16 protein-coding genes are annotated in these 21,989 nt (G+C 60.0%); 14 read left to right on the forward strand and 2 right to left on the reverse strand.

Annotation, left to right across the window (positions count from 1 at the left end; genetic code table 11):
- Positions 1–131: 131 nt before the first annotated feature.
- A complete protein-coding gene (locus AC4PS6_RS26745; RefSeq protein WP_003188745.1) occupies positions 132–1,526 on the reverse strand; it encodes a PhoH family protein in 1,395 nt (464 codons plus the stop codon).
- 340 nt (positions 1,527–1,866) lie between these two features.
- Positions 1,867–2,991, reverse strand: coding sequence for a polysaccharide deacetylase family protein (locus AC4PS6_RS26750; RefSeq protein WP_336826998.1), 1,125 nt, complete (start codon positions 2,989–2,991; stop codon positions 1,867–1,869).
- A gap of 120 nt (positions 2,992–3,111) precedes the next feature.
- Here AC4PS6_RS26750 and yaaA point away from each other — a divergent pair, with 120 nt between their 5' ends.
- The 14 genes from yaaA to AC4PS6_RS26820 all read left to right on the forward strand — a co-directional run bounded on the left by yaaA (position 3,112) and on the right by AC4PS6_RS26820 (position 21,975).
- A complete protein-coding gene (gene yaaA / locus AC4PS6_RS26755) occupies positions 3,112–3,891 on the forward strand; it encodes a peroxide stress protein YaaA (protein ID WP_019817626.1) in 780 nt (259 codons plus the stop codon).
- A gap of 878 nt (positions 3,892–4,769) precedes the next feature.
- Complete coding sequence (locus AC4PS6_RS26760) at positions 4,770–6,086, forward strand: nucleotide sugar dehydrogenase (RefSeq protein ID WP_014717010.1); 1,317 nt, start codon at positions 4,770–4,772, stop codon at positions 6,084–6,086.
- A gap of 83 nt (positions 6,087–6,169) precedes the next feature.
- Positions 6,170–7,651: a mannuronan synthase gene (gene alg8, locus AC4PS6_RS26765; protein WP_003188740.1), complete on the forward strand. Its 1,482-nt coding sequence runs from the start codon at positions 6,170–6,172 to the stop codon at positions 7,649–7,651.
- A gap of 37 nt (positions 7,652–7,688) precedes the next feature.
- Complete coding sequence (locus tag AC4PS6_RS26770; RefSeq protein ID WP_014717008.1) at positions 7,689–8,855, forward strand: alginate biosynthesis protein Alg44; 1,167 nt, start codon at positions 7,689–7,691, stop codon at positions 8,853–8,855.
- 83 nt (positions 8,856–8,938) lie between these two features.
- On the forward strand, positions 8,939–10,387 hold the full coding sequence (gene algK, locus AC4PS6_RS26775) for an alginate biosynthesis TPR repeat lipoprotein AlgK (RefSeq protein ID WP_336827022.1): 1,449 nt from the start codon (positions 8,939–8,941) through the stop codon (positions 10,385–10,387).
- A complete protein-coding gene (locus tag AC4PS6_RS26780) occupies positions 10,384–11,874 on the forward strand; it encodes an alginate export family protein (protein WP_014717006.1) in 1,491 nt (496 codons plus the stop codon). The genes algK and AC4PS6_RS26780 overlap by 4 nt, the downstream gene beginning before the upstream one ends.
- The gene (gene algG, locus AC4PS6_RS26785; protein WP_014717005.1) at positions 11,874–13,442 is read left to right on the forward strand and encodes a mannuronan 5-epimerase AlgG; all 1,569 of its coding nucleotides are present in this window, start codon (positions 11,874–11,876) and stop codon (positions 13,440–13,442) included. Before AC4PS6_RS26780 ends, algG begins: the two co-directional genes overlap by 1 nt.
- Before the next feature lie 11 nt (positions 13,443–13,453).
- A complete protein-coding gene (locus tag AC4PS6_RS26790) occupies positions 13,454–14,902 on the forward strand; it encodes an alginate O-acetyltransferase (RefSeq protein ID WP_336826999.1) in 1,449 nt (482 codons plus the stop codon).
- Between the two features lie 8 nt (positions 14,903–14,910).
- On the forward strand, positions 14,911–16,020 hold the full coding sequence (locus AC4PS6_RS26795) for a mannuronate-specific alginate lyase (protein ID WP_492181064.1): 1,110 nt from the start codon (positions 14,911–14,913) through the stop codon (positions 16,018–16,020).
- A 189-nt stretch (positions 16,021–16,209) separates the two neighbouring features.
- On the forward strand, positions 16,210–17,742 hold the full coding sequence (locus AC4PS6_RS26800) for an MBOAT family O-acyltransferase (protein ID WP_014717002.1): 1,533 nt from the start codon (positions 16,210–16,212) through the stop codon (positions 17,740–17,742).
- Positions 17,743–17,753: 11 nt separating this feature from the next.
- Entirely contained in the window at positions 17,754–18,926 is a 1,173-nt protein-coding gene (locus tag AC4PS6_RS26805) for an alginate O-acetyltransferase (RefSeq protein WP_014717001.1), read from the forward strand.
- Positions 18,927–18,942: 16 nt separating this feature from the next.
- Positions 18,943–19,599: an alginate O-acetyltransferase AlgF gene (locus AC4PS6_RS26810; RefSeq protein WP_014717000.1), complete on the forward strand. Its 657-nt coding sequence runs from the start codon at positions 18,943–18,945 to the stop codon at positions 19,597–19,599.
- 186 nt (positions 19,600–19,785) lie between these two features.
- On the forward strand, positions 19,786–21,237 hold the full coding sequence (locus tag AC4PS6_RS26815) for a mannose-1-phosphate guanylyltransferase/mannose-6-phosphate isomerase (RefSeq protein ID WP_032903349.1): 1,452 nt from the start codon (positions 19,786–19,788) through the stop codon (positions 21,235–21,237).
- Between the two features lie 273 nt (positions 21,238–21,510).
- Positions 21,511–21,975 carry a hypothetical protein gene (locus tag AC4PS6_RS26820; RefSeq protein ID WP_014716998.1) on the forward strand — a complete coding sequence of 155 codons (465 nt, stop codon included), beginning with the start codon at positions 21,511–21,513 and terminating at the stop codon, positions 21,973–21,975.
- Positions 21,976–21,989: the final 14 nt, after the last annotated feature.

Here is a 21,989-nt window from a genome sequence, read left to right on the forward strand (position 1 = left end):
GAAAAAATGTAACAAAATAATTACAGAAACCACAAGCACCCAGGACGCGTTAACGCAGGCAAATGTCGCACAGAACAAAAACCCCGGATTTCGTGAAAAATCCGGGGCTTTTCGCAGCGGGTTCAGCGTAGTTACAGATGGGACTCGGCGTATTCAGCCAGAATCGAACGCGGTACCCCTTGCAGCGCAATGTGCACGCCGTTCGGGAAGTCCTTGAAGCGTTCCGTCAGGTAAGTCAGCCCGGAGCTGGTCGCGGACAGGTAAGGGGTGTCGATCTGCGCCAGGTTGCCCAGGCACACCACTTTGGAACCGGCGCCGGCACGGGTGATGATGGTTTTCATCTGGTGCGGTGTGAGGTTCTGGCATTCATCGATCAGAATCAGGCTCTGCTGGAAGCTGCGACCTCGGATGTAGTTGAGGGATTTGAACTGCAACGGCACTTTGCTGAGGATGTAGTCGACGCTGCCATGGGTGTTTTCGTCATCCATGTGCAAGGCTTCGAGGTTGTCGGTAATCGCCCCCAGCCACGGCTCCATTTTTTCCGCCTCGGTACCGGGCAGAAAGCCGATTTCCTGGTCCAGGCCCTGCACGCTGCGGGTAGCGATGATGCGGCGATAGCGTTTGGTGACCATGGTCTGTTCGATGGCGGCGGCCAGGGCGAGGATGGTTTTGCCCGAACCTGCGGCGCCGGTCAGGTTGACCAGGTGAATGTCCGGATCGAGCAGCGCATACAGCGCCAGGCTCTGGTAGATATCACGCGGTTTCAGGCCCCAGGCTTCCTGGTGCAACAGGGGTTCCTGATGCAGGTCGAGGATCAGCAGCTTGTCGACCTGGATCTCTTTGATCCAGCCCACGAAACCCTGTTCATCGACGATAAACTCATTGATATGCACGGCCGGCAGGTTGTCGATCAGCTGTACCTGATGCCAGGTGCGGCCGTGGTCCTGACGGGTTTCGACCTTGCTCACACGGTCCCAGAACGAACCGGTCATCATGTGATAACCACGCGAGAGCATCGACACATCGTCGACCAGTTGGTCGGTACTGTAGTCCTCGGCAGCGATCCCACACGCTCGTGCCTTGAGGCGCATATTGATGTCTTTGGTCACCAGCACCACGCGCAGGTCCTTGTCGCGGGCGTGCAGGTCGATCAATTGGTTGATGATTTTGTTGTCGTTCAGGTTTTCCGGCAGCAGGCTGTTGGGCTCGCTGCGCTTGCTCATCAGGATCGACAGCAAGCCCTTCGGGCCGCCCTTGCCACGCTGGATCGGTACGCCGACTTCAACGTCCTCGGGCGAGGCTTCACCCAGGGTCTTGTCGATCAGGCGGATGGCCTGGCGGCATTCGGCGGCAACGCTGTGGTGGCCGCTTTTGAGTTTGTCGAGCTCCTCAAGCACGATCATCGGGATGGCGACGTGGTGTTCTTCGAAGTTCAGCAGTGCGTTTGGATCGTGGATCAATACGTTGGTATCAAGCACATAAAGGATTGGCTGGTCGGAAGAAGGGTTACGTCCATGATCATCCATACTCGGTCACCTTTGTGGGAGCCATTCGACGCAATACCTGGGCGGTGCTGCGCCTCGATTCGACCACCGATTGCACCTTGAACAAGGTCAAGTGCAGTGCCCACAGGAGGAGTCTTGGAAGACGCCACCTGTGCTGCAGGTTTCGGCGGTCTGACTTCGTAATACCGCAAAACCCATGACAGGAAAAAGTACTTTGACGCTTTTTTGAAGTTTATTTTTCAGGATGACGAATAGCACTAGCCGAGTGCCATGTACCCCGTTAAAGTCGGAAGTCCGCCTGCATCGAAATGTCGCAGCAAATCGCCCCGAAAAGACCCCATCCCCAGCAAAGCCGGGCACTTCATCGAAATGCCTCGCGACACTCCTGCCAACCCAAGCCACTCTGCGCCGTTGCCTGCAATACCATCGGCAATGCCACCCGCGCCTTGTCCTGGGTGTCGTGAAACACGATCACGCCTTTGCGCCACAGCAGCATCAACGTCAGCACCCGTTGCGCCGACTCATCGGCCTTGAGCTTGCCCGGCTCGTCCTGGGAATCGATGTCCCATAACGCCACTTGCAAACCCTGTTGCTGGAAGAATCCCTGGCTGTCCGCGCGGCGCTGCCCATAGGGCGGACGGAACAGCGGCACATAGTTTTCCGGCAGCAGATTCTGCACCAGCGCTGCGCTGCGGGTGATGGAGCTTTGCCAGTCGACCCAATGGCTGTGGGAGCGGTACTGCCAGCCCTGAAGCCCCACGCACTGCCCTTGGTACAGCGCCTGCACACCGGCGGCGGAACTGCGCTCCACACGGGTTTGCAAGCTGCTGCCAAGGACAAAGAACGTCGCGTTCATCTTTTGCTTGCGCAGGTAATCGGTGAGCCAGTCGGTATTGCCGCTGACAGGTGCAGGGCCACCGTCGAAGGTCAGTAAAAACATCCGGTCATTGAGTTCATCACCGTTGCGCTCATGATCGCCAAAGCGCGCCACTTCACTGCTGATCTGCGGAAACAGCGCGGCCTTGCGCAACAACTCGTCCAGATAGCGTTCGTGAAAGTGCCGACTGGGGGCAGCCCAGCCTATATAGAAAGAGTTGTCACTGACCTCGAACTTGCCGGCCTGCTCGCGCAGATCGTCCATGTTTTCCACCAGGTAGCAGAACGAGGCATCTGCTTCGCAGCTCTGCTGGGCGAATGTGTAGTTCTCCAACAGCCGTTGCCAGAGCTGGCGACGCAGGTCATCGATGGCGGCCAGGTTGATGATCTTCAGACCCAGCCGTTGCTTGAGCGCCGCGTCGTCCAGGGCTTCGCTGGCGAGCAGGCCGTGGGCGAACATCAGGATCTCCGCCCGCGAAGCCACATCGAACAGCGCCGGGCTGGCGAGTTTTTCCGGCCAGGTACCACGGTCCAGGCTGGCGACATCCACCGGCGCGGCCTGGGCATTCAGGCACAGCAGGCAAGCGGACAATAAAAGCGCTAATCGCACACGGGGTCTCCCTCTACAGAGTTACCGCCCATCATAGCGGATCGCATCTATCGCCATCATAGGTGGAGTCAAAACGCCCCAACCCCTAGAATCTCGCCCACGATTCCAGGAGCCAACTTCATGCTGATGGTGATTTCCCCCGCCAAAACCCTCGACTTCGAGTCCAAGCCGGTCACTGCGCGCTTCACCCAGCCGCAGTACCTGGACCACTCCCAGGAACTGATCGAGCAACTGCGCGAACTGAGCCCGGCGCAAATCAGTGAGTTGATGCACGTCTCCGACAAGATCGGTGGCCTCAACGCCGCGCGCTTCGGCAGCTGGACGCCGGCCTTCACTCCGGCCAACGCCAAGCAGGCGCTGCTGGCGTTCAAGGGCGATGTGTATACCGGCCTGAATGCCGAGACTTTCAGCGAGGCCGATTTCAGCTATGCCCAGGACCATCTGCGTATGCTCTCGGGCCTGTACGGCCTGCTGCGTCCGCTGGACCTGATGATGCCGTATCGCCTGGAGATGGGCACCAAGCTGGCCAACGCCCGCGGCAAGGACCTTTACGCGTTCTGGGGCACACGCATCAGCGAATGGTTGAATGAGGCCCTGGCCGAACAAGGCGACGATGTGCTGCTTAACCTGGCCTCCAATGAGTACTTCTCGGCAGTCAAGCGCACGGCCTTGAACGCGCGGATCATCAACACCGAGTTCAAGGACCTGAAGAACGGCCAGTACAAGATCATCAGCTTCTACGCGAAGAAGGCCCGAGGCATGATGAGCCGTTTTGTGATTGAAGAACGCATCAACGACCCGGCCAAGCTCAAGCAGTTCGATGTGCAGGGTTATCGCTTCAATGCGGAGCAATCCAAGCCGGATAACCTGGTGTTTTTGCGCGATCACGCACCGGAATAAGGCCTGTACAGCCCCCAACATCAACTGTGGGAGCTGGCTTGCCTGCGATAGCGGAGGGTCAGCCGACTCACATGTCGCTGATACACCGCTATCGCAGGCAAGCCAGCTCCCACATTTTTTGCCTGCATTCCACCCCATCAATCGTCATTTATTTGGCGCCAGAAAAACATCCAGACACAACCCTAACGATTTCTTCACTCGACACCCGTCGGTTTTTTTCGTAGTGGCACCACTTTTTTTAAACGGTAGTGGCACAAAACTATCCCCTCGCACCAACTCCCCATAACTACTGGCCTAAATAGCAAGTGCTATCAATATAGTACCAGTGCCATCTTTTCTAATATTTCAAAAAATTTCGGAAAAGGGGATGAGTGGCCCGGAACTTCGTCCTGAAGCACCGCTCATACCACCGGTAACGAAATTCTCTGCTTACGTAAGAGATGACTTACATAGCGACCAACGGAAGTAGCCAAGTTGTCATAAAGCACTTTGGCTCTATGGTCATAACATCAACTGATCGAGTTAAGGGTGGCGATAAGTACGCATTGCTATCCCCTGCAGGCCAAGGCAGCGCTGACCTAAATGAGCCCGTGCAAACACACAAGGCATTGATAAAAAAGGCATTTTGCCTGCATCAAAACCTTGCCGCACCGGCGCCGGAGCCTTCCTCCAAGGAAGCACGGCTGCATTTCAGGGCAAGCCCCAATAATAAGGCCTCGTTGCGCACAACTTGAGTGCAATAGTTAGTCACTCGTTATTCAACATGCCTGCACGCGGTAAGTCGGCGTCTATTCGCCTAACTTTCGCGGCATCAGTGACGCTTGCAAACATGAACTCCGGCCATTTAATGGCATGAATTAAACAAAGAGGTAATTGCGATGCGCATCAGCATATTTGGTTTGGGTTACGTTGGCGCAGTGTGTGCCGGTTGCCTGTCTGCCCGTGGCCACGAAGTGGTCGGCGTAGACATTTCCAAGGAAAAGATCGACCTGATCAATGCCGGTAAGTCGCCGATTGTTGAACCGGGTCTGGGCGAGCTGTTGAGCCAGGGTATCCAGACGGGCCGACTGCGTGGCACTACCAACTTCGCCGAGGCGATTCGCGATACCGACCTGTCGATGATTTGCGTCGGCACGCCAAGCAAGAAGAACGGTGACCTGGAACTGAACTACATCGAGTCGGTATGCCGCGAGATCGGTTTTGTGCTGCGTGACAAGACCACCCGCCACACCATCGTGGTGCGCAGCACCGTACTGCCGGGCACTGTCGCCAACGTGGTAATCCCGATCCTGGAAGATTGCTCCGGCAAGAAAGCCGGCGTCGACTTCGGCGTTGCGGTCAACCCCGAATTCCTGCGTGAATCCACTGCCATCGCCGACTACGACCTGCCACCGATGACCGTTATCGGCGAGTTCGATAAAGCCTCCGGCGATGTGCTGCAATCGCTGTACGAAGAACTCGACGCGCCGATCATCCGCAAGGACATCGCCGTTGCCGAAATGATCAAGTACACCTGCAACGTATGGCACGCCACCAAAGTCACCTTCGCCAACGAGATCGGCAACATCGCCAAGGCCGTCGGCGTTGACGGTCGTGAAGTGATGGAAGTGGTCTGCCAGGACAAGACCCTCAACCTGTCCCAGTACTACATGCGCCCAGGTTTCGCTTTCGGCGGTTCGTGCCTGCCCAAAGACGTGCGTGCCCTCACCTACCGCGCCGGCTCGCTGGACGTGGAAGCACCGCTGCTCAACTCGCTGATGCGCAGCAACGAGTCCCAGGTACAGAACGCCTTCGACATCGTCTCCAGCCACGACAAACGCAAAGTTGCGCTGCTGGGTCTGAGCTTCAAGGCCGGCACCGATGACCTGCGTGAAAGCCCGCTGGTAGAGCTGGCAGAAATGCTGATCGGCAAGGGCTACGATCTGAGCATCTACGACAGCAACGTCGAATACGCCCGCGTGCACGGCGCGAACAAGGACTACATCGAAGGCAAGATCCCGCACGTGTCGTCCCTGCTCAACTCGGATTTCGATGATGTGATCAACAACTCCGACGTGATCATCCTCGGTAACCGTGACGAGAAGTTCCGTGCCCTGGCGCATAACGCTCCGGAAGGCAAGCAAGTGGTCGACCTGGTGGGCTTCATGTCCAAGGCCACCAGCGTGAGCGGCCGTACCGAAGGTATTTGCTGGTAACAGCAACGGCAAGTTTCAGGCTGCCAGTGGCTTTATCCCCAGCGCTTGCAGCCTGAAGCCTCCTCACCTTGCGGATGACGCTTATGTCCAAGTTAAAACATGTATTTCTGCAATCGGCCGGCTGGCTGTTCTTTCTCAGCCTGCTGATGGGTCTCGCCCTGCTGTTGCCGGCGAGTACCTTCGATTCGCAATCGAAGAATTTTATTTTCCTGATTGGCGCTGTGGGTATCTGGCGCTACTCGATGGGTGCGACGCATTTCTTTCGCGGCATGCTGTTCCTGTACGTGGTGTACCCGCACCTGCGCCGCAAAGTGCGCAAGCTGGGCAAGGCCGCCGACCCGTCCCATGTGTTCCTGATGGTCACCAGTTTTCGTATCGATGCGCTGACCACCGCACAGGTCTACAGCTCGGTGATTCGTGAAGCCATCGACTGCGGCTTTCCCACCACCGTGGTGTGCTCGCTGGTGGAAATGTCCGATGAGCTGCTGGTCAAGAGCCTCTGGGAAAAGCTCAACCCGCCGGCTCACGTCAAGCTCGACTTCGTGCGCATCGCCGGTACCGGCAAACGCGACGGCCTGGCGTTTGGTTTCCGCGCCATCTCCCGCCACCTGCCGGACGATCGCGCCGTGGTGGCCGTGATCGATGGCGACACCGTGCTCGCCGAAGGCGTCGTGCGCAAGACCGTGCCGTGGTTCCAGCTGTTCGGCAATGTCGGTGGCCTGACCACCAACGAATTCTGCGAAGTGCGCGGCGGCTACATCATGAGCGAGTGGCACAAGCTGCGCTTTGCCCAACGCCACATCAACATGTGCTCCATGGCCCTGTCCAAGCGCGTGCTGACCATGACCGGGCGCATGTCGGTATTCCGCGCCAGCGTAGTGACTGACCCGGGCTTTATCGCCGATGTGGAAAGCGACTCGCTGCAACACTGGCGCCTGGGCCGCTTCAAGTTCCTCACCGGCGATGACAAGTCCAGCTGGTTCAGCCTGATGCGCCTGGGCTACGACACCTTCTACGTGCCGGACGCCGCCATCAACACCGTGGAACACCCGCCGGAAAAGAGCTTTATCAAGGCCAGCCGCAAACTGATGTTCCGCTGGTACGGCAACAACTTGCGCCAGAACTCCCGTGCCCTCGGCCTGGGCGTGCGTCGCCTGGGCCTGTTCACCAGCGTGGTGCTGTTCGACCAGCGCGTGTCGATGTGGACCTCCCTGCTCGGCCTGACCGTAGCGATGATTGCCACTTTCAAGTACGGCGGCGCCTTCATCCTCGCCTACCTGCTGTGGATCGGCATCACCCGCCTGATCCTCACCCTGCTGCTGTCGTGCTCCGGCCACAAGATCGGCCCGGCCTACCCGCTGATTCTCTATTACAACCAGATCATGGGCGCGTTGGTGAAGATCTACGTGTTCTTCCGCCTTGATCAACAGTCCTGGACCCGCCAGGACACCAAACTGACCCGCGATTTGGCCAGCTTTCAACGTTGGTTCAACACCTGGTCGTCTCGGACCATGACCTTCTCCGCCGGCAGCATCTTCGTTGCCGTGTTGCTGATGATGGTCTGACCCTGCCAAGCCTGAATTAACTAGGAAATCGAATACTATGAACAGCCAAGTAAACGCCAACGTTGTCCACGAATCCGAAGCCCAGCGCCAACACGCCCGGGTGAAAATCCCGGCCAAGCTGCGCTTCTTCAACAGTGACCGCACGCCGACCGAAGCAAAGGTTATCGACCTGTCCGCCGGCGGCCTGGCCTTCACCGCCACCCAGCCGCTCACCATCGGCCAAGTGCACAAGGGCCGCCTGCAGTTCGTGATCGACAACCTCGGCCTGGCCATGGACGTGGAGCTGCAGATCCGCTCCTACGACCGCCAGACCGGCCGCACCGGCTGCCAGTTCCAGAACCTCGATGCCCAGGATATTTCTACCCTGCGTCACCTGATCACTTCGCACCTGTCCGGCGACATCGTGACCATGGGCGACGTACTCGCGACCCTGCAACGCGACAACTTCACCAAGGCACGCAAGGTCAAGGACGGCGGCAGCGGCATGACTGCGTTCGGTCGCCTGCGCGCCGTGACATTCAGCCTGGCGATCTTTTTGGTCGGCCTGGCGGCCTTCGGTTTTGTGGTCAAGTCGCTCTACGGCATGTACTTCGTCAGCCACGCCCAGGCCGGCCTCGTCAGCGTACCGGGCATGAACGTGACCATGCCCCGTGACGGCACCGTGCAGAGCCTGCTCAAAGGTGATTCGGTTGCGGCCAAGGGCGCGCCACTGGCGACGTTCAGCACCAGTATGCTCGACGTACTCAAGGGCCACCTGGACGAAGACCAACTGCAACCGGCCAAGGTTGAAGAGCTGTTCGGCAAGCAAATGACCGGCACCCTGACTTCGCCGTGCGACTGCGTGGTCGCCCAGCAACTGGTCGCCGACGGCCAGTACGCCAGCAAGGGCGATGTGATCTTCCAACTGGTGCCACGCGGCAGCCAGGCCAATGTGGAAGCGCGCTTCAGCTATCGCCAGTTCGGTGATGTGCGCCCAGGTACCCCGGTGAGCTTCCAGGTCGCCGACGAAGAACAGGTTCGCACCGGCACCATCGTCAGCAGCACCAGCCTGAACAGCGCCGACCTGTCCTCTGACATCCGTGTGCAGATCAAGCCCGACGCACCGCTGGACAGCACCTACGCCGGCCGCCCGGTGGAAGTCACCAGCGACCGTGGCCCATCGCTGAACTGGCTGATCGACAAAGCCATGGCTCACGGTCTGTAAGCGAGGACATGCCTGTGAACTCTATTCCAACAACACCGCTGACCTCTGTGGGAGCCGGGCTTGCCCGCGATGCAGGCGACTCGGTGCATCAGTTGCACCGCAGCGATGCCATCGCAGGCAAGCCAGCTCCCACACAGAGCAAATTTCACCTGGCCTCTGCGTACTGCGCGCTGGCACTGGCCGTAAGCCTGGCCGGTTGCGCCGGCCTGCCCGACCAGCGCCTGGCCAATAAAGCGCTGAAACGCGGCGACACCGTCACCGCCCAGCAGAATTACCAGCAACTGGCGGAACTGGGCTACAGCGAGGCCCAGGTGGGCCTGGCCGATATCCAGGTCGGCACCCGCGACCCAGCGCAAATCAAGCAGGCCGAAGCCACCTACCGTGCGGCCGCAGACACCTCGCCCCGCGCCCAGGCACGCCTGGGTCGCCTGTTGGCGGCCAAGCCGGGCGCCACTGAGGCCGAGCACCATGAAGCCGAAAGCTTGCTGAAAAAAGCCTTTGCCAATGGCGAAGGCAACACCTTGATCCCGCTGGCGATGCTGTACCTGCAATACCCCCACAGCTTCCCCAATGTGAATGCCCAACAGCAGATCAGCCAATGGCAGGCGGCGGGTTACCCGGAGGCCGGCCTGGCCCAGGTGCTGCTGTATCGCACCCAGGGTACCTACGACCAGCATCTGGATGATGTGGAGCGCATCTGCAAAGCCGCGCTGAACACCACCGATATCTGCTACGTCGAACTGGCCACGGTCTATCAGAAAAAACAGCAGCCGGAACAACAGGCCGAACTGCTCAAGCAAATGGAAGCAGGCGTAAGCCGTGGCACCGTCACCGCCCAGCGCGTCGACAGCGTCGCCCGCGTACTCGGCGATGCCACCCTCGGTACCCCGGACGAGAAAACCGCCCAGGCGTTGCTGGAAAAAATCGCCCCCGGCTACCCGGCGTCCTGGGTCAGCCTGGCGCAACTGCTCTACGACTTCCCCGAACTGGGCGATGTCGAGCAGATGATGAAGTACTTGGACAACGGCCGCGCCGCCGACCAGCCACGCGCCGAATTGCTGCTGGGCAAGCTCTACTACGAAGGTAAGTGGGTGCCCGCCGATGCCAAGGCCGCCGAGGCGCATTTCGAAAAAGCCGTGGGCCGTGAAGTGGCCGCCGATTACTACCTCGGCCAGATCTACCGCCGTGGCTACCTGGGCAAGGTTTACCCGCAAAAAGCCCTGGACCACCTGCTGACCGCAGCGCGCAACGGCCAGAACAGCGCCGACTTCGCCATTGCCCAACTGTTTTCCCAAGGCAAGGGCACCAAGCCCGACCCATTGAACGCCTATGTCTTCAGCCAGTTGGCCAAGGCCCAGGACACGCCAGAAGCCAATGACCTGGCCACCCAGCTCGAAGCGCCGCTGACGCCTGCGCAACGCGCCGAAGGCCAACGCCTGGTGCAACAGGAACTGGCCGCCCGCGGCACCCTGGCCCAAAGCACGCTGCAACTGCACGCCCTGCAAGAAGAAGACGGCGAGGAATCCCTATGAAGCTCAACCCATTCGTCAAGGCCGGTATCGGCCTGTCCTTCGCCCTGCTGTGGTCGTGCCCGACCCTGGCCGCGCTCACCGAAGCGAAGAACTTCGGCCTGGAAGTCAAAGCCACCGCGCAGTCTGAAGATGACCGCGACCTCGGCACCCAGAAAGGCGGCGACGTCAACGGCATCGGCCTCGACCTGCGCCCCTGGATCTACGGCGAAAGCGGCGCGTGGAGCGCCTACGCCATGGGCCAGGCAGTGGTGTCCAGCGACATCATCGAGACCGACACCCTGCAACAGTCGGCCGATGACACCACCGAGCAGCAGTCGAGCAACGACGACCGCAAGGCCAAGAAAAACTACCTGGCCCTGCGTGAGTTCTGGGTCGGCTACAGCGGCTTCACGCCCTACCCCGGCGAGATCCTCAAGTTCGGCCGCCAGCGCCTGCGCAATGACGACGGCCAGTGGCGCGACACCAACATCGAAGCGTTGAACTGGACCTTCGACACCACCTTGCTCAAGGCCAATGTCGGCGCCGCCGAACGCTTCAGCGAATACCGCACCGACCTTAAGGAATTGTCGCCGGTCGACAAGGACCGCCAGCACTTCTACGCCGACGCCGCCTACCAGTGGACACCGGGCCAGTGGATCGGCCTGCGCGGCCACCACACCCACGACGACGGCAAGCTCGACTACGCCGAACCGGGTGTGGCCAGCGACCCGCTGGACAAGCGCGAAAACGGCGACCTCACCTGGCTGGGCATCGAAGCCAATAGCGACGCCTACAACTGGCGCAACACCAACACCGTCAACTACTGGGCGAGCATCACCGGCATGAAAGGCGACCGCGACAAGGTCAACGCCTTGAACGCCGACGGCAGCCGCCCCACCTCCGCCAAACGCAGCGATGACGTCAGCGGCTGGGCCACCGATATCGGCGTGCGCCTGCGCCTGGATCCGCAGTGGCAAGTGGGTGCCGCGTACTCGCGCGCCAGTGCCGAGTACGAACAGAACGGCCTGCAAAGCAACCGTTCGAATTGGACCGGCACCCAGTCCCGTGTGCATCGCTTTGGTGAAGCGTTTCGCGGCGAAATGAACAACATGCAGTCCATGAGCCTGTTCGGTTCCTGGCAACTGCGCGAGGACTACGACGCCAGCCTGGTGTACCACAAGTTCTGGCGCGTGGACGGCAACAAGCCGGTGGGCAGCAACGGCATCGACGCGGTGCAGAACAACACCGATGACGTCACCGGCGCGATCCTCTCCAGCACCTCCCTGCCGTTGGAAGACGGCAAGAAAGACCTCGGCCAAGAAATGGACCTGGTGGTCACCAAGTACTTCAAGAAAGGCTTGCTGCCAGCGGCGCTGAGCCAGTCGATCGACGAGCCTTCAGCCCTGGTGCGTTTGCGTGCCGGCGTGTTCAAGCCCGGCGATGCCTATGGCAGCCAGGTCGACTCCTACATGCACCGCGCGTTTGTCGACGTGGTCTGGAAATTCTGATGGGAGCCTGCGCCATGAATGCTCAAAGCCTACTCGTCGCGGCAATGCTGATGGCCAGCGCCACAGCGTTTGCCGATACGGCGGCCAAGGCGCCGATCATCGCCAAGGAACTGCAACAGGCCAAAACCTACACCATCTCCAGCCCGCCTACCGCGCCGCTGGAAATGGCCAAGCCGGCGCTGCCCGACCTGTCGGGCTACACCGCGCAGGCGATGGAAAAGAAAATCGTCAAGACCAAGGCGGGCAAAATCAGCATCCGCCGCATGATGCAAGAAGACGCGCTCAAGGACTTTATCGGCGGCGATAACAAGATGGCCGAATGGGTGGTGCGCCAGCATGGTATTCCCCAGGCGATCTTCGTCGATGACGGCTACATGAACCTCAAGGACCTGCTGGGCAAAGTGCCCAAGCAGTACTTCAGCGAAACGTCGCCGGGTGTGTTCCTGGCCAAGTTGCCGATCGTGGTGGGCCGTAAAGGCATCCTCGATATCGACAAGAACACCCAGGAACTGCGCCTGTCCCAACAAGCCGGCGCGTTTTTGATCAACGACGGCCAGCTGTTCGTGCGTGACACCAAGGTCACCGGCTGGGATGAAAAAACCAACGGTCCGGCGCTGTTCAAGTCGGCCAAGGAATTCCGCCCGTTCCTGCTGGCCTGGGGCGGCACCGAGACCTACATCTCAAAAACCAAGATGGCCAGCTTCGGCTACGCCAACAGTAAGTCGTACGGGGTGAGTATTTCCCAGTACACGCCGAACATGGCCAAGGTGCTCAAGCGCCCCGAGCCGACCGGTTGGATCATCGACTCCGAGTTCTCGGACATGTGGTACGGCTTCTACTGCTACGAGACCACGGGCTTTGTGATCAAGGGCAATACCTACAAAGACAACATCGTCTACGGCATTGACCCCCATGACCGTTCTCACGGCCTGATCATCGCGGACAACACCGTGTACGGCACCAAGAAGAAGCACGGCATCATCATTTCCCGGGAAGTGAACGACAGCTTTATCTTCAACAACCGCAGCTATGACAACAAGCTTTCGGGCCTGGTGATCGACCGTAACAGCGTGAACAACCTGATCGCCGACAACGAGATCTACCGCAACCACACCGACGGCATCACCCTCTATGAGAGCGGCGACAACCTGCTGTGGGGCAACAAGGTGATCAGCAACCGTCGCCACGGGATCCGCGTGCGTAACAGCGTGAACATCAAGCTCTACGAAAACACCTCGATGGCCAACGGGCTGACCGGCGTGTACGGCCACATCAAGGACTTGACCGACACCGACCGCGACATCGCCCTCGACCCGTTTGACGCCAAGGTGTCGCTGATCGTGGTCGGCGGTGAACTGGCGGGTAACGGCAGCGGGCCGCTGTCCATCGACTCGCCGTTGAGTATCGAGCTGTATCGCGTGTCGATGCTGGCGCCGACCAAATCCAGCGGCATCAGCTTCTCCGGCATCCTGGGCGACCGCCAGGAAGAAATTCTCGACCTGCTGGTGCGCCAGCAGAAAGCCGTGCTGATCGACCCCGTCGAACGCCAGACCGAATTGCAGGACTGAGGATGACCCTTATGCACCCACACATGATCAAACTGCTGAGCCTCTCGGGTCTGACCCTCGGCCTGCTGGCGGCCAGCCAGGGCGTACGCGCCGATGAAGTCAAAGCTCCTACCTTCACCGCTGAACCCTGCTGCAGCCTGTGCCCGGCCGCCCATGACGCGAAAAACTACACCACGCGCTACCAGCAGAACTTCACCACCCTGGTGCAAGCCCAGGGCGACTGGCTGTTCCGTACCCAGGAAGACCTGCGCACCGAGTTCGACACCACCCCGGCCGGCTACAAGCGCATGCAGCAGCTGCACGATGCGTTCAAGAGCAAGGGCGTGGAACTGGTGGTGGTCTACCAGCCAACCCGTGGCCTGGTGAACCGCAACAAGCTCAACCCCGCGGAGAAAGCCTCGTTCGATTTCGACAAAGCCCTAGGCAACTACAAGAGCATGCTCGGCCGCTTCGCCAAGATGGGCTACGTGGTACCAGACCTGTCGCCGCTGACCAACGAACAACTGCCGGATGAATTGCCAGCCCACGATTTCTATTTCCGTGGCGACCAGCATTGGACTCCGTACGGCGCCCAGCGCACCGCGAAAATCGTCGCGGCCAAGGTCAAGCAAATGCCGGAATATGCCGAGATTCCCAAGCGTGAGTTCGAGACCAAGCGCTCGGGCCGCATGGGCAAGACCGGCACCCTGCACAACATGGCCGGGCAACTGTGTGGCACCAGCTATGCGATCCAGTACATGGACCAGTTCACCACCGAGCCCAAGGGCGAAGCCGGTGACGGCGACCTGTTCGGCGATTCGGGCAACCCGCAGATCACGCTGGTGGGCACCAGCCACAGTGGCAAGAACTACAACTTCGCCGGTTTCCTGGAAGAGGAAATCGGGGCCGACATCCTCAACGTCGCCTTCCCCGGCGGTGGCCTGGAAGGCTCGATGCTGCAGTACCTGGGCAGCGATGAATTCCAGAAGAGCCCACCGAAGATCCTGATCTGGGAATTCTCGCCGCTGTACCGTCTCGACCAGGAAACCATCTACCGCCAGATGATGGCGCTGCTGGACAACGGTTGCGAAGGCAAGACCGCGCAGATGTCGGCCAGCACCACGCTCAAACCGGGCAAAAACGAACTGATGGTCAACAGCGCGAACAAAGACCTGCGCAACGCCAACCATCAGGTCGATATCCGCTTCGCCGATCCGTCGGTGAAAACCTTGCAAGCCACCCTCTGGTACATGAACGGGCGCCACGAGGACATCAAGATCGAGAAACCCGAAACATCCGATACAGACGGGCGTTTCGCCTTTGAACTGCGCACCGATGAAGACTGGGCCTCGCAGAACTTGCTGGCCGTGGAAGTGCAGGGCCCCGAAGCGGGCGCTGCGGCGCAGAAGGTTGAAGCGAAAATTTGCACACGCAACGTATTCCCAAGCGGTGGTCAGCAGACCGCCCAACTCGGGAAGTGAGGTTACTTATGCAAAAGTTATTGCTCCCTGGCCTGCTGGGCCTGGCCATGTTCGCAGGTTCCGTCAATGCAGCGGCGCCACTGCGTCCACCCCAGGGCTATTTCGCACCGATCGAAGCGTTCAAGACCGGCGACTTCAAGAATGATTGCGACAGCATGCCAACGCCCTACACCGGGCCGTTGCAGTTTCGCAGTAAGTACGAAGGTTCCGACAAGGCCCGTTCGACCCTGAATGTGCAGTCGGAAAAAGCCTTTCGCGACAGCACCGCCGACATCACCAAGCTGGAAAAAGACACCAGCAAACGGGTGATGCAGTTCATGCGCGACGGCCGTCCACAGCAGCTCGAATGCACCCTGAACTGGCTGGTGTCATGGGCCAAGGCCGATGCGTTGATGTCCAAGGACCTCAATCACACCGGCAAGTCCATGCGCAAATGGGCGCTGGGCAGCATGGCCTCGGCCTATGTGCGCCTGAAGTTCTCCGAGTCGCAGCCACTGGCCAAGCACCCGCAGGAAGCCCAGCAGATCGAAGCCTGGTTCAACAAGTTGGCCGACCAGGTGGTGAGCGACTGGGACAACCTGCCCCTGGAAAAAACTAACAACCACTCGTACTGGGCCGCCTGGTCGGTGATGGCAACGTCCATCGCTACCAACCGCCGCGACCTGTTTGACTGGGCGGTGAAGGAATACAAGGTCGGCGTGAACCAGGTCGATGACCAGGGTTTCTTGCCGAACGAATTGAAGCGCCAGCAACGCGCCCTGTCGTACCACAACTACGCGCTGCCGCCGCTGTCGATGATCGCCAGTTTTGCGCTGGTCAACGGCGTGGACCTGCGCCAGGAAAACAACAGCGCGCTCAAGCGCCTGGGCGACAAGGTGTTGGCCGGGGTGAAAGACCCGGACATCTTCGAGCAGAAGAACGGCAAAGAGCAGGACATGAAGGACCTCAAGGAAGACATGAAATTTGCCTGGCTTGAGCCCTTCTGCACCCTCTACACCTGCGCACCGGATGTGATCGAACGCAAGCATGGCATGCAACCGTTCAAGACCTTCCGCCTGGGCGGTGACCTGACCAAGGTCTACGACCCGGCGCATGAAAAAGGCAACAAAGGCAGCTAGTCGCTGATCGTTCCCACGCTCTGCGTGGGAATGCAGCACGGGACGCTGTGCGTCCCAAAGCGTGGCGCAGAGCGCCACAAGAGGCATTCCCACGCAGAGGGTGGGAACGATCACAGCCTCCCCCGACATCGTGGGGGGGTTTGGGGGGGCTCTGGCCCTTGACTATTGGTTAAACATGGAGAGATCGGGATGGTTTTCTCGTCCAATGTGTTCCTGTTTCTGTTCTTGCCGATCTTTCTCGGCTTGTACTATTTGAGCGGGCAACGCTATCGCAATCTGCTGCTGCTGATTGCCAGCTACGTGTTCTACGCCTGGTGGCGAGTGGACTTCCTGGCGCTGTTCGCCGCAGTGACCCTGTGGAATTACTGGATCGGCCTCAAGGTCGGTGCCGCCGGTGTACGCACCAAGCCAGCGCAGCGCTGGCTGTTGCTCGGGGTGGCGGTCGACCTGTGCATCCTCGGCTACTTCAAGTACGCCAACTTCGGCGTCGACAGCATCAATGTAATGATGAAGTCGGCAGGCCTGGAGCCGTTCATCCTCACTCACGTGCTGTTGCCGATCGGGATCTCGTTCTACATCTTCGAGTCCATCAGCTACATCATCGACGTGTACCGTGGCGACACCCCGGCGACCCGCAACCTCATCGACTTTGCGGCGTTCGTGGCGATTTTCCCGCACCTGATCGCCGGTCCCGTGCTGCGCTTTCGCGACCTGGCCGACCAGTTCAACAACCGCACCCACACCCTGGATAAATTCTCCGAGGGCTGCACGCGGTTCATGCAGGGTTTCATCAAGAAGGTCTTTATTGCTGACACCCTCGCGGTGGTGGCCGACCATTGCTTCGCCCTGCAAAACCCCACCACAGGCGATGCCTGGCTCGGCGCGCTGGCCTATACCGCGCAGCTGTACTTCGACTTCTCCGGCTACAGCGACATGGCCATTGGATTGGGCTTGATGATGGGTTTTCGCTTCATGGAAAACTTCAAGCAGCCCTACATCAGCCAGTCGATCACCGAGTTCTGGCGGCGCTGGCACATCAGCCTGTCCACCTGGCTGCGTGACTACTTGTACATCACCCTGGGCGGCAACCGCAAAGGCACCCTGACCACTTACCGCAACCTGTTCCTGACCATGCTGCTCGGTGGCCTGTGGCACGGCGCGAACATCACCTACATCGTGTGGGGCGCCTGGCACGGCATGTGGCTGGCGATTGAAAAAGCCATCGGGCTGAACACCGCACCGCGCAGTTTCAATGTGCTGCGCTGGGCCTTCACCTTCCTGCTGGTGGTAATGGGCTGGGTGATTTTCCGCGCCGAAAACCTGCACGTTGCCGGGCGTATGTACGGTGCGATGTTCAGCTTTGGCGAGTGGTCACTGTCGGAACTCAACCGCGCCAACCTTACCGGCCTGCAAGTGGCAACCCTGGTGGTGGCCTATGCAACCCTGGCGTTTTTCGGTCTGCGCGACTTCTACACCAACCGCCCGGCCGACAAGGCCAAGCCAGCCGACCCGAGCCTGATCAAGGCCGTACCCGGCGACAACCCTGGCAGCATCCACGAGCCCGGTTTCAGCGTGGGCCGTGACGCTGCCGTGCAACCGGCCTACTGGACCGCTGACTGGCCACGCTACGCCATGCGCGCGGCGGTGCTGCTGCTGTTCGTGGCGTCGATCCTGAAACTGTCGGCGCAGAGTTTCTCGCCGTTCCTTTACTTCCAATTCTGAGGGAGCCGACCATGACCCGTTCATTACGCGTCCTCTACATAAGCCTGTTCCTGGTGCTGTTGCTGGCACTTGGCGCCTGGTCGCTGCGCAGCTTCTTTGGCTTCAGCACCAACGCCGATGCCACCGTGCTCAACGGTCGCTGGACCAAAGCCGTCGAGACCCACTATGACGACGAGTTCCCGATCAAGCGCCTGGGCACCAACCTGTGGGCGGCGCTGGACTACAAGCTGTTCAATGAAGGCCGCCCTGGCGTGGTGCTGGGCCGCGATCACTGGCTGTACAGCGACGAGGAATTCAACCCCGCCGTCAACGAAGACCAGAACCTGCAAGGCAACTACGCGCTGGTCGAAGGCGTGCGCCAGAAGCTCAAGGCCCAGGGTATACAACTGGTGATGGCGATCGTGCCGGCCAAGGTACGCCTGTATCCGGAGCATTTGGGTGAAGTCAAACCGGCCAGCGTGCACGCCAACCTGTACCAGGACTTCCATGCCCGAGTGGCGGCGGACAACATTCCAGCTCCAGATCTGCTCGGCCCGCTGCAACAGGCCAAGCTCGCCGGCAAGCAAGTGTTCCTGCGCACCGATACTCACTGGACACCGGACGGTGCCGAAGTCGCCGCCAAGCAATTGGCCAAGGCGATTGCCGACAAAACCCCACTGAGCGGCGAGCCGCAGCGTTTTGTCACCGAGGCTGAAAAAACCGAGCCACATAAAGGTGACTTGCGTTTGTTCCTGCCCCTGGACCCGCTGTTCGAAAACCTGATGCCACCTAAAGAGCCGCTGGAAAAACGCGTCACCCACCTGGCCGAAGAGAAAGGTGATGACGCGCTGTTCAGCGACAGCGAAACCCCGGTGGCCCTGGTGGGCACCAGCTACAGCGCCAACCCCAACTGGAACTTCGTGGGTGCGCTCAAGCAAGCCTTGCACAGCGACGTGGTCAGCTACGCCGAAGACGGCCACGGCCCGATCCTGCCGATGCTCAGCTACCTCAAAAGTGACGACTTCAAGAACAGCCCGCCTCAGGTGCTGATCTGGGAGTTTCCTGAACGTTATCTGCCTATCAACAACGAAATCGGTGATGCCGACCCAGCCTGGGTTGCGCAGCTTAAACAAGCCGGTTCGCGCCAACAGAACATGGCAATCAACACACCTAAATCCGAGACGCCCGACCGGGCGCAAAACTGAAAGAGAGGTAACTCACATGACTTTCACTACTACTCCTCGTCGTCTCGCTAAAACCCTGGCTATCGCAGCAGGCCTGAGCGTCGTATCCCTGTCGGCCTTCGCTGCCGGTGACGCCGCCCTGTACGGCCCGACTGCACCAAAAGGCTCCAGCTTTGTGCGTATCTACAACGCCAGCAACCAGGAAGTCAGCGCCACCGTCGGCAGCACCAACCTCAGCGACGTTGCGCCACTGGCCAGCAGCGACTTCAGCTTCATGCCGGGCGGTGACTACAGCGCCAAGGTCGGCAGCCAGACCCTGCCGGTCAAGCTGGCCGCCGACCACTACTACACCCTGGTCAACAGCGGCAGCGGCCAGCCGCAGTTGATCGAAGAGCCACCGTTCAAGAACAAGCAGAAATCCCTGGTGCGCGTGCAGAACCTCAGCGACAAGGCGCTGACCTTGAAGACCGCCGACGGCAAGACCGATGTGGTCAAGTCGGTGGCTGCCAAGGGCCGTGGCGAGCGTGAGATCAACCCGGTGAAGGTAAGCCTGGCGCTGTATGACGGTGACAAGAAAGTCGGCGATGTGAAGCCGGTTGCGTTGGAACGCGGTGAAGCGGCGGTGTTGTACGTCACCGGTTCAGGTTCGAGCCTGTCGCCAGTGTGGGTGAAACGCCCAGTGTCGACCCGCTGATTATTTCCCTGAGTTGACACGCCCCCTTGTGGGAGCTGGCTTGCCTGCGATGGCGGTCTTGTAGGCGCCATCGCAGGCAAGCCAGCTCCCACACTGACCGGGGCTCAACTCAGGACCGAGACAAAAACAAGAGTGAAACGACAAACCTTCGTAGCTCTGACCCATATCGATTCAAGGAGAAACACCATGATCCCAGTAATCCTTTCCGGTGGTAGCGGCTCACGTCTTTGGCCGCTTTCGCGTAAACAATTCCCCAAGCAGTTCCTGGCACTGACCGGCGAGCACACCTTGTTCCAGCAAACCCTGGAGCGCCTGGTGTTCGAAGGCATGGACGCCCCCATCGTGGTCTGCAACAAAGATCACCGTTTCATCGTCAACGAGCAACTGAGCGCACGCAAGCTCGACTGCCAGCGCATCCTGATGGAACCCTTCGGCCGCAACACTGCGCCGGCCGTGGCCCTGACCGCGATGATGCTGGTCAACGAAGGCCGTGACGATTTGATGCTGGTACTGCCCGCCGACCACGTGATCGACGACCAGAAAGCCCTGCAACGCGCACTGGCCCTGGCCACCGTGGCCGCCGAGCGGGGCGAGATGGTACTGTTCGGCGTGCCGGCCACCCGCCCGGAGACCGGCTACGGCTACATCAAGTCCACCAACGATTCGCTGCTGCCTGAAGGCGTGAGCCGCGTGCAACAGTTCGTGGAAAAACCCGATGAAAAACGTGCGGTCGAGTTCGTCAAAAGCGGTGGCTACTTCTGGAACAGCGGCATGTTCCTGTTCCGTGCCAGCCGCTTCCTCGAAGAGCTGAAAAAGCATGACCCGGACATCTACGACACCTGCGTGCTGACCCTGGAGCGCAGCGAGCAGACCGCCGATACCGTGACCTTCGACGACGCCACCTTCGCCTGCTGCCCGGACAATTCCATCGACTACGCCGTGATGGAAAAAACCCAACGCGCCTGCGTCGTGCCCTTGGCCGCTGGCTGGAGCGATGTGGGTTGCTGGGCCTCGCTGTGGGCGGTCAACGATAAAGACGCCAACGGCAACGTGAGCAAAGGCGACGTGGTGATCCAGGACAGCCGCAACTGCATGGTGCATGGCAACGGCAAACTCGTGTCGGTGATCGGCCTGGACAACATCGTGGTGGTGGAAACCAAAGACGCGATGATGATTGCCCACAAGGACAAGGTCCAGGGCGTCAAGCAGATGGTCAACACCCTCAACGAGCAAGGCCGCAGCGAGACCCAGAACCACTGCGAAGTCTATCGTCCGTGGGGTTCCTACGACTCGGTGGACATGGGCGGGCGTTTCCAGGTCAAGCACATCTCGGTCAAGCCGGGCGCGTGCCTGTCGCTGCAGATGCACCACCACCGCGCCGAACACTGGATCGTGGTCAGCGGCACCGCCGAAGTCACCTGTGACGACAACGTGTTCCTGCTCTGCGAAAACCAGTCCACCTACATCCCGATCGCCTCGGTGCACCGCCTGCGCAACCCGGGCAAGATCCCGTTGGAGATCATCGAAGTGCAATCGGGCAGCTATCTGGGTGAAGACGATATCGAGCGCTTCGAAGATATCTATGGTCGCTCGACACCGGTTGAACGTGGTGTATCGGTGAAAACTATCGCGCAGTAAAACAGTCGTACAAGAAGCCCTCGCCCAGCCCATTGCGTCCCCTATCCGCAGTGGGTTGGGTGGGGGCTTTTTCTTGGGGTTTGTGGTGACTGTACAGGCCTCATCGCAGGCAAGCCAGCTCCCACAGTTGACCGCGCGCCCACTTTAGAATGCGGTCGAATGTGGGAGCTGGCTTGCCTGCGATGGCGTCTGCCCGGCCAACACAATGCTCAAGGTAACCAATCCCACCTAAGCTTAAGTTAGGATGCTGGTTCCCTATTCGAGGTGGTCTCCATGTTCTTCGGCGTTCTCCTGATCATCACCTGGCTGATCCTGCTGCTGCGCTACCCGGCCAAGGCGCTGCCGGTATCGTTGGCCGCTGCCGTTGGCCTGGGTTTCGTCGCCGTCTGGGTGGTATGGCTGGACAACCGCGAAGCCGCGCAATTGGCTCGCCTTGAGCTGCGCATTACTTACGCCCCACAGGAATGCCCGGCCGACCGTCCTTTAAAACTGACCCTGAACAACGGCAACGACGTGCCACTGACCGAACTGCGCTGGCGCGTCGCCGCCTATGCACCGGGCGATACGGTCAACCTGGCCGACAATGTCTACGCCGCCCCACGCTATCGCGGCCCCGGCGAGTTGCAGGCGGGCGCCACCTGGGATGACTGCCTGCCCACCCCGCCGCTGCGTCCCGGCTATCGCCCACAAACCCTGGAATTTCGCGCCGAGCACCTGCAAGGCAGTTTCTCGGACTGACAAAGGAATGATGC

Source organism: Pseudomonas sp. DW-iso17 (assembly GCF_058725345.1).